Source organism: Gordonia sputi NBRC 100414, from assembly GCF_000248055.1.
Classification (GTDB): Bacteria; Actinomycetota; Actinomycetes; order Mycobacteriales; family Mycobacteriaceae; genus Gordonia; species Gordonia sputi.
This window is the reverse complement of the sequence record NZ_BAFC01000045.1, coordinates 174,196-182,875: the sequence shown is the minus strand read 5'-3', so window position 1 is coordinate 182,875 and position 8,680 is coordinate 174,196. Positions and strand designations below refer to the sequence as shown.

Genomic DNA, 8,680 nt, shown 5'->3' with positions numbered 1-8,680 from the left:
GAACACCTCGCGCTGCGCGCGCTCGCGCCGACGGTGGCGATCTCGCCGTCGGAGGTCCGCACGGTGATCGATCGACTCCGCGACGCGGGATTTGCTCCCGCGGGCGAGGATTCGTCCGGCTCACTCGTCGACCTGCGCGAGCGCGGCAGTCGCGTGTCGTCGGGACGGGGTCGGCGTCGACCGACACCCCGCCGCTCGACGCCGACCGCCGACCAGTTGCAGTCGGTGGTGAGCCGCATGCGCTCGCACGACAGGGCCACGCGGGCCACTCCGGCGACTGCGGGAAAGTCCGACGCCGCACCGGTGCGCGCCGTCGGCGGTGGCGAATCCACCACTGCCCTCATCCAATTGGCGCTTCGGGCGAATCGACGTCTACTCGTCGGCTACGTCGACGCCCACGGCTCGGCCAGCAGGCACGTCGTGACCCCGCGGCTGCTCGGTGCCGGACAACTCGTCGGCACCGAAGAGGGCTCCGACGACGAGCAGCACTTCACCCTGCACCGCGTGACCAGCGTCGAGTTGCTCGACAACTGACGCTGGTCACGAATCACCCGGCGAGCGCAGCAGCCTCCGGCTCGGCATCGTGTGCGTCGCCGATCGGTCGCTTGACGTTGATCAGCAGGCCGGCGAGCACCGCGACGCCCGCGAGTATGGCTGCGGCGACGTAGAACCCGGTGCTCTGCCCGTGCACCAGCGCCTGTGCCTTCACGGCCTTTGCGTCGGCGGGTCCATGGACCGATGCCATGTGCGCGGTCACGAACGACGCGGTTGCCGTTGCCGCGATCGTGTTCAGGAGTGCGGTGCCGATCGCGCCGCCGACCTGCTGGGAGGTGTTGACCATGGCCGACGCCACGCCTGCATCCCGCGGCTCGACGCCGTAGGTCGCCAGGTTCATCGACGTCATGAAGACGGTGCCCATGCCCATGCCGAGGAGGAACAGGGCGGGGAAGACCACGCTCCAGTACCGCGTCGACTCGGCGGAGATCTGGCTGAGCAGCAGCATCCCGCAGGCTGCGAGGAGCGCGCCCGGCACGAGCAGGAACCGGGGCGGCACTCGCGTGATGAGGCGCACCGCGATCTGGGTCGAGCCGACCAGCATGCCGCCGACCATCGGCAGGAAGGCCACACCGGCCATCAGCGGCGAATAGTGGTGCACCACTTGCATGTACAGCGTGAGGAACAGGAACGCTCCGAACATCGCGACCACCGACAACGCGACGGTGAGGTAGGCGCCGCCACGCGCGCGGTTCGCAACGACACGCAGTGGGAGCAGCGGATGACTGCTGCGCGCCTGCCACGCGACGAACGCGACCAACAACACCACCGCGGCGACCAGGCAGATGACGGTCCCGGTGTCGCCCCAGCCCTCCTCGGCAGCCCGACTGAATCCGTAGACGACGAGCGCGAGTCCGCCTCCACCGAGGATCACTCCGAGCACATCGAGGCCGGGTGCGTGATTGTGGGCGCGTGGAGGTTCTTTGATCTCGACGATCGCGCCGAAGAGCGCGATCGCGGCGAAGATCACGTTGATGTACATCGTCCAGCGCCAGTCGAGCACCTGGGTGAGGAATCCGCCGAGCAGGAGACCGACGGCCGCGCCGCCGCCCGCGATCGCGCCGAAGATGCCGAACGCCTTCGCACGTTCCTTTGGCGCGGTGAACATGACCGTCAGCAGCGACAACGCGGCCGGAGCGAGCAGCGCACCGAATGCTCCCTGCAGCGCGCGCGAGCCGAACAGCATCCCCTGGTTCACCGCGGCTCCGCCGAGCGCGGACGCCAGCGCGAAGCCCACGAGGCCGACCATCAGTGCACGACGACGCCCCCACAGGTCGGCGATGCGTCCGCCGAACAGCAGCAGACCGCCGAATGCCAGCGCATACGCCGTGATCACCCACTGCTGATTGGCATCGCTGATGCCGAGATCGACCTTGGCGTCGGGCAGCGCGATCTGGACGACGGTACCGTCGAGCACGACCATCAACTGCGCGATGCAGATGAAGACGAGCGCCTTCCAGCGCCGGGGGTCGGGCTCCGCGGACAGAGTTGGCGTCTCGGAAGCTGACGACCCAGAAGATGGCTTCTCGGAAGTTGACATGAAGAGTGAGATCCCCACTTGCGTCGTAGTACCCCGGAGATATCCGGAGGTTTGCTCCGCTTACTTTACGCCGCGATGCTCGCGCGGGACAGTGGAATTTAACGGACATAGCGGACACCAGCCGCGCAAAAAACACATCCACGAGCCGGGCAGATAAACCCTTATACAATGGCGCGGGTGACTGATGGACCCCTGATCGTGCAATCCGACAAGACGCTGCTCCTCGAGGTGGATCACCCCGACGCCGCGGCAGCGCGCGGTGCGATCGCCCCCTTTGCCGAACTCGAGCGCGCTCCCGAGCACGTCCACACCTATCGGGTGACGCCGCTGGCGCTCTGGAATGCGCGCGCCGCGGGGCATGACGCCGAGCAGGTTGTCGACGCTCTCGTGTCGTTTTCGCGGTATGCCGTCCCGCAGCCGCTGCTGATGGACATCGTCGACACGATGGGCCGGTTCGGGCGGCTGCAGCTCGTGAAGAGTCCGGTACACGGGCTGACCCTGGTCAGCTTCGACCGTGCGGTCCTCGAGGAGATCCTGCGCAACAAGAAGGTCGCGCCGATGCTCGGTGCGCGGATCGACGACGACACCGTCGTGGTACATCCGTCGGAGCGGGGTCGGCTCAAGCAGGTGCTGCTCAAGGTCGGTTGGCCCGCGGAGGATCTTGCGGGTTATGTCGACGGCGAGGCACATCCCATCGCGTTGGAACAGGACGAGTGGCATCTGCGCGACTATCAGGAGATGGCAGCCGACTCGTTCTGGGCGGGCGGCTCGGGTGTCGTCGTGCTGCCGTGCGGTGCGGGCAAGACGATGGTCGGCGCTGCGGCGATGGCCAAGGCACAGGCGACAACGCTCATCCTGGTGACGAATACCGTTGCGGGACGCCAGTGGAAGCGTGAGCTGATCGCACGTACGTCGCTCACCGAAGAGGAGATCGGCGAATATTCGGGTGAGCGCAAGGAGATTCGTCCCGTCACCATCGCCACCTATCAGGTGATGACGCGAAAGTCGAAGGGCGAGTACAAGAATCTCGATCTGTTCGACTCCCGCGACTGGGGCCTCATCGTCTACGACGAGGTGCACCTGCTGCCGGCGCCCGTGTTCCGCATGACCGCCGACCTGCAGTCGCGGCGTCGACTCGGTTTGACCGCGACCCTCGTGCGTGAGGACGGCCGTGAGGGCGACGTGTTCAGCCTCATCGGACCCAAGCGCTACGACGCCCCGTGGAAGGACATCGAGGCGCAGGGCTGGATCGCGCCTGCCGACTGCGTCGAGGTTCGCGTGACACTCACCGACGAGGAGCGTCTGCAGTACGCGGTCGCCGAGAACGAGGAGAAGTACAAGCTCTGCTCGACGGCGCACACCAAGGTCAACGTCGTGAAGTCGATCCTGGCCAAGCATGCGGGCTCGCCGACGCTGGTCATCGGCGCGTACATCGATCAGCTCGAAGAACTCGGGCGTGAACTCGACGCCCCGGTGATCCAGGGTTCGACGAAGAACAAGGAGCGCGAGGCGCTGTTCGACCGCTTCCGCTCGGGTGAGTTGCAGACGCTCGTGGTGTCGAAGGTCGCGAACTTCTCGATCGACCTGCCGGAGGCGTCGGTCGCAGTGCAGGTCTCGGGCACGTTCGGGTCTCGTCAGGAGGAAGCTCAGCGACTCGGTCGTCTGCTGCGCCCCAAGAAGGACGGTGGTCAGGCGCACTTCTATTCGGTGGTCTCGCGTGACACCCTCGACGCCGATTACGCCGCCCACCGGCAGCGTTTCCTCGCCGAGCAGGGTTACGCGTATCGCATCACCGACGCCGACGACCTGCTCGGCCCGGCCATCGGCGAGGAGTCCGCAGGTTGATCCTGCTCGTGCAGGGCCCCCGCGCACCGCGCCCGCTCACACCAGCGCCTCGAGGCAGTAGCCGATCGGGCGCGGCTCGGTGAACGTCCAGGTGGTGAGGTCGTCAGGACACTGCACCTCGCCATCGGCTCGCTGCACCGTTCGCGCGACGATCGTCGACGTGCGTGCCGTCGCATCGCAGTCGACTTCGCGGTAGTCCACGAGCCGACCGCCGGGCAGCGGAACCTGATAGCACTGTCCGGCTACGAAACTCGGTGTCATACAGAGCTTCTGGTCGCCCTTGTCGAAGGTCAGACCTGCACTGTTCTTGCTCACGCAACCTGCATCGGACGGAACCTTCGCAGCGACGTAGAACGTGAGATCGTCACCGCCGCAGTCGGTGCGCGTCGCCTTCACGTTCCCGTCGTCGACCGTGGACGCGCCGATCGTGACGCATTGCCCGACGTCGATGTCGGCCGCGTCGTCGACGATGTCGTCGCCGACCGACACCCCGCACGCGGCGACGAGGGTCAGGCCCATGCAGGCGGCGACGACCACGGCACGCCAGCCGATGCGCCAGAGCGGGCCGTGCAGGAAATGAATGCCGGACGAAGTGAACATGGTGGATCCTCTCGGGTGTTGCGCCGTCTGTCGGCGCCACCGCAAATGTCACTCCGCCCGCTTGCGGGGTTCTTGTCGTCGACTTGGGATCGAGCACATACAAGTGCATCGAACATCCGACATGTGACAGCCTTGAGCCATGACCGTCGAGCGCCTCCGACCGTTTTCGAGCACCATCTTCGCCGAGATGTCGGCGCTGGCGGTCCAGCACGACGCTGTGAACCTCGGGCAAGGATTCCCCGACACCGACGGCCCCGCGTCGATGCTGACGGCGGCGAAAGACGCGATCTCCGCGGGACGCAACCAGTACCCACCGGGGATCGGTGTTCCCGAGTTGAGGACCGCGGTGGCCCGGCACCAGCGCGAGCACTACGGCCTCGACTACGACGCCGACACCGAGATCCTCGTCACCGTCGGCGCGACCGAAGCCATCGCGGGCGCGATCGTCGGACTGGTCGAACCGGGTCGCGAGGTCGTCATGATCGAGCCCTACTACGACTCCTATGCGGCGACCGTGGCCATGGCGGGCGGCGTGCGCCGCGTCGTCCCGCTCGTCTCCGACGGAGACGGCTTCCGCCTCGATCGCGAACGGCTCGCCGACGCCTTCGGACCGAAAACCGCGGTGGCGCTCATCAATTCGCCGCACAATCCGACCGGAACCGTGCTCTCCGACGACGACCTCGCCGAGATCGCCCGGTTGTGTATCGAACACGACGTCGTCGCGGTCACCGACGAGGTCTACGAACACCTGCTGTTCGACGGGCGCACCCACACCCCGTTGGCCACGCTGCCGGGCATGCGTGAGCGCACGCTCCGGATCTCCAGTGCGGCAAAGACATTCAACTGCACCGGCTGGAAGGTCGGGTGGATCAGCGGACCCGCCGAACTGGTCGCAGCGGCGCGTGCGGCGAAGCAGTTCATGACCTACGTCGGCTCGGGACCCTTCCAGCCCGCCGTCGCCTTCGCCCTGGACAACGAGATGGACTGGGTGCGCACGTCTGCGGCAGAGCTCGAGGCCAAGCGCGACCTGCTCACCTCCGCGCTCGTCGACTCCGGGTTCGGCGTCCATCGCAGCGAGGCAACCTATTTCGCCTGCGCCGACCCGCGGCCTCTCGGATACGACGACGGCGTCGAGTTCTGCCGGACGCTACCCGAGCGGATCGGTGTCGCGGCGGTGCCGGTTAGCGTCTTCGCCGACGACAAGGAGCCGTGGAAACACATGGTGCGCTTCGCATTCGCCAAACGCGACGACGTCATCGCCGAGGCCGCGCGGCGGCTGCGGACACTCTGACTCCTCGCCCTACTGACCGTCACCTACAGGCGCACGACCATCTTTCCGACGTTCGCGCCGCGCATCATGTCGAGGAAGGCATCGACCGCGTGGTCGATGCCGTCGACGACCGTCTCGTCATAAACCACCTCGCCCGACGCCAGCCAGTCGGACATCTTCGCGGTGAACTCGGGCGCCTTGTCGAAGTGGTGACCCACGGTGAAACCACGCAGAGTCAGTCCCCGCGTGATGATGTTGGACATGTTGTCGGGTCCGGGAATCCGCTCGGTGGAGTTGTAGGCGACGATCGCGCCACACAGCGCCGCACGCCCACCGTCGTTGAAGACGTCGAGCGCCGCCTCGAGGTGATCGCCGCCGACATTGTCGAAGTAGACGTCGATGCCGTCGGTCGCCGCAGCGCGGAGTTGCTTGCGGATGGGTGCGTCCTTGTAGTTGAGCGCGACGTCGAATCCGTAACGCCCGGTGAGCAACTCGACCTTCTCGGCGCTCCCGGCCGATCCGATGACCGCCTTGGCGCCGAGTAGTCGGGCGATCTGTCCCGCCGCGGTCCCCACGGCGCCCGCCGCGCCGGAGATGAACACGACGTCGCCCTGCTTCATCTCCGCGATCTCGGTCAAGCCCACGTAGGCGGTCAGCCCCGTCATGCCGAGCACACCGAGGTAGACCGACGAGTCGAACGCCTTGTCGCCGTTGGCATCTGTGGGCGGCTCCGGTAACACCGTGAACGCCTTCGCCGGGCCCTGCGCCACATCGCGCCAACCGAGCTGGTGCAGCACCAACGCGCCGACCGGCACGTCGTCGGAACGCGACTCGACGACCCGCCCGACCGCACCCCCCGTCATCGTCTCGTCGAGCTTGAAGGGCGGGACGTAACTGCGGGTGTCGATCATGCGTCCGCGCATGTACGGGTCGACGGAGACGAACTCGTTTGCCACGCGGACCTCGCCCGGCGCGAGGTCGTCGAGAGTCACCTGCACCGTGCGAAAGTCGGAGTCCTTCGGCCAGCCGACCGGGCGATTCACCAATTGGATCTGCGTGCTCGTTGTGCTCATATCTCCACTCTCCTCGTATTTCGGTTACATGAGTTCTGTTGCATGGGTATGGGACCAGACGTTCGGATCATGCGATGAGTGCCGCGGCCAACAGAACGACCGCCACCAGCGGTGTCGCGAGTTGGGTCAGTGCCGCTCGGGCCTTCGTCGGCGACGACAGAAGCAGAACCACGCCGGCAGCGACCATCGAGCCGCAGCCCGCGAAGATCAGCGCAGCACCGACGTCGCGTTGGGTGAAGACGAGCACCGCCCCTACCGTGGCGATCACGGCGAGGAACAGGTTGTAGAAGCCCTGGTTGAAGGCCATGTCACGAGTGTTGGCGGCCTCGTCGGCCGAGAGTCCGAAGGTGCGCCTGGTGGCCGGCGCCGTCCATCGCAGCGACTCCATGACGAAGATGTAGCAGTGCAGCGCGACGGCCACACCCACGAATACGACTGCGGCCACGATCATCCGACTCTCCCTGCCTCCGATTGTGCACTGGTCGTTACACTATAAGCATAGTAGAATGGTTGTTGCAATAAATTCTCGAACGAGGAGACAGCCGTGGGCCGCACCGCCACCTTCGACAGAGCTGAGCTCGTCGGCGTCGCACGCGATCTGTTCTGGCGACGCGGCTTCGGAGAGGTGTCGGTGACCGACATCGAGAAGGCGACCAGGGTGGGACGGTCGAGCATCTACCACGCCTTCGGAAGCATGCGCGGACTGTTCGACGCCGCAGTCGAGGACTACCTGGACGCCGTCGTCCGACCGCGCCTGGCCGGCCTCGTCGCCGACGACGTCTCCCCCGATGCGCTCATCGACTACCTCGCGGGTCTCCGCGACGCCATTCTCACGATCGCGCAGACGGGCGGCGCTCCGGCGGGATGTCTGATCCTCACCGCGTCGGCCACACCGATCGGCTCCGACGAGACTGTGCACGCCGTCATCGAGAGTTATCGCGCCGAACTCGCGTCCGCGGTTCTCCGCGGCGTGCGGGCTCTGCTTCCAGATGCGACACCGAGCGTCGTCGACCATCACACGCGGCTGACCGTGGCCGCGATCATCGCAGCACAATGCCTGGCCCGCATCGACACGGCCGAGGCCGCGCGCACGCTCGACGCGGCAGCCGAGGCGCTGAACGCCGCCGCAGCGCTAGAGGGGTAGCCCCGCCTCCAGGAGGTCGATCGCCTCGAGAAGCGTGTCGAGGAACCTGCCGTCGCGGGGATCGTCGATCCCGTTGGCGATGTGGAACATCATCCCGCCCACCGCCGCGATGAACACCCGCAACCGGCTGCTGTCCCGGTCGACACCGAGGTAGTCGGCGATGAAGTCTGCGGCCTCGGAGATCGCGCGGTCGGATTCGACCTGGTTGACCACCAGCAGCGCCGGCTCGGACTGGATGAGTTTCATCCGCGCCGGGTCCGAGGCCCAGTCGTCGGCGAGAACCAGGCCGACGAGTCTGCGCACGATCTCGCGCAGGAGATCGAATCGTCCGAGCCCGGGCGGGATCGATGTGAGCGCCTCCTGCCACACGTCGTCGAGGTCGTCGTTGATGACGACCTGTTCCTTCGATTGGAAGTAGCGGAAGAAGGTGGTGTGGGAGACGTCGGCAGCCTCGGCGATCTGCGCAACGGTCGTCTGTGCGTACCCCTGGGCGTCGAACAGTTCCATCGCCGCCGCGCGGATTGCCGCCCTGGTGCGACGTTTGTGCTTCTCGCGCAACCCGATCGGGCGTACGGGGGCGTCGGGCGCATGCGAGACCGAGGCGGGCGCGGTAGCCATCGCTGCCGTACTCGTCGCCTCGGTCATCGCACTGC

General features: G+C 66.6%; 8 protein-coding genes and 1 pseudogene. 4 read left to right on the top strand and 5 right to left on the bottom strand.

Annotated elements, in window-relative coordinates:
• Window positions 1–534 (top strand): annotated as a pseudogene (locus tag GOSPT_RS06775) (helicase-associated domain-containing protein); the annotation flags it as partial.
• Window positions 535–547: 13 nt separating this feature from the next.
• On the opposite strand, the gene GOSPT_RS06770 reads toward GOSPT_RS06775, so the two are convergent.
• Complete coding sequence (locus GOSPT_RS06770) at window positions 548–2,095, bottom strand: MFS transporter (RefSeq protein WP_051993768.1); 1,548 nt, start codon at window positions 2,093–2,095, stop codon at window positions 548–550.
• 177 nt (window positions 2,096–2,272) lie between these two features.
• On the opposite strand from GOSPT_RS06770, the gene GOSPT_RS06765 reads away from it, so the two are divergent.
• Entirely contained in the window at window positions 2,273–3,940 is a 1,668-nt protein-coding gene (locus GOSPT_RS06765; protein WP_174273026.1) for a DNA repair helicase XPB, read from the top strand.
• Between the two features lie 36 nt (window positions 3,941–3,976).
• Here the strand turns inward: GOSPT_RS06765 and GOSPT_RS06760 are convergent, their stop codons facing one another.
• Window positions 3,977–4,540 carry a hypothetical protein gene (locus tag GOSPT_RS06760; RefSeq protein WP_005204412.1) on the bottom strand — a complete coding sequence of 188 codons (564 nt, stop codon included), beginning with the start codon at window positions 4,538–4,540 and terminating at the stop codon, window positions 3,977–3,979.
• Window positions 4,541–4,679: 139 nt separating this feature from the next.
• Between GOSPT_RS06760 and GOSPT_RS06755 the strand changes: the two genes are divergently transcribed.
• The gene (locus tag GOSPT_RS06755; protein WP_005204411.1) at window positions 4,680–5,831 is read left to right on the top strand and encodes a pyridoxal phosphate-dependent aminotransferase; all 1,152 of its coding nucleotides are present in this window, start codon (window positions 4,680–4,682) and stop codon (window positions 5,829–5,831) included.
• 23 nt (window positions 5,832–5,854) lie between these two features.
• On the opposite strand, the gene GOSPT_RS06750 is transcribed toward GOSPT_RS06755, so the two are convergent.
• Both GOSPT_RS06750 and GOSPT_RS06745 read right to left on the bottom strand, forming a co-directional pair.
• Entirely contained in the window at window positions 5,855–6,883 is a 1,029-nt protein-coding gene (locus GOSPT_RS06750) for an NADP-dependent oxidoreductase (protein ID WP_005204410.1), read from the bottom strand.
• 67 nt (window positions 6,884–6,950) lie between these two features.
• Complete coding sequence (locus GOSPT_RS06745) at window positions 6,951–7,334, bottom strand: DUF1304 domain-containing protein (RefSeq protein ID WP_005204409.1); 384 nt, start codon at window positions 7,332–7,334, stop codon at window positions 6,951–6,953.
• Between the two features lie 93 nt (window positions 7,335–7,427).
• Here GOSPT_RS06745 and GOSPT_RS06740 point away from each other — a divergent pair, with 93 nt between their 5' ends.
• Window positions 7,428–8,027 (top strand): TetR/AcrR family transcriptional regulator, encoded by a 600-nt coding sequence (locus tag GOSPT_RS06740; protein ID WP_005204408.1) that lies wholly within the window; start codon window positions 7,428–7,430, stop codon window positions 8,025–8,027.
• Here the strand turns inward: GOSPT_RS06740 and GOSPT_RS06735 are convergent.
• Window positions 8,016–8,672 (bottom strand): TetR family transcriptional regulator, encoded by a 657-nt coding sequence (locus GOSPT_RS06735; RefSeq protein ID WP_005204407.1) that lies wholly within the window; start codon window positions 8,670–8,672, stop codon window positions 8,016–8,018. The genes GOSPT_RS06740 and GOSPT_RS06735 overlap by 12 nt on opposite strands.
• Window positions 8,673–8,680: the final 8 nt, after the last annotated feature.

Excerpts from the sequence above, each read along its gene's own strand:
- GOSPT_RS06745 (WP_005204409.1), bottom strand. The coding sequence starts at position 7,334 with ATGATCGTGGCCGCAGTCGTATTCGTGGGTGTGGCCGTCGCGCTGCAC.
- GOSPT_RS06770 (WP_051993768.1), bottom strand. The coding sequence starts at position 2,095 with ATGTCAACTTCCGAGAAGCCATCTTCTGGGTCGTCAGCTTCCGAGACG.
- GOSPT_RS06750 (WP_005204410.1), bottom strand. The coding sequence starts at position 6,883 with ATGAGCACAACGAGCACGCAGATCCAATTGGTGAATCGCCCGGTCGGC.
- GOSPT_RS06760 (WP_005204412.1), bottom strand. The coding sequence starts at position 4,540 with ATGTTCACTTCGTCCGGCATTCATTTCCTGCACGGCCCGCTCTGGCGC.
- GOSPT_RS06755 (WP_005204411.1), top strand. The coding sequence starts at position 4,680 with ATGACCGTCGAGCGCCTCCGACCGTTTTCGAGCACCATCTTCGCCGAG.
- GOSPT_RS06735 (WP_005204407.1), bottom strand. The coding sequence starts at position 8,672 with ATGACCGAGGCGACGAGTACGGCAGCGATGGCTACCGCGCCCGCCTCG.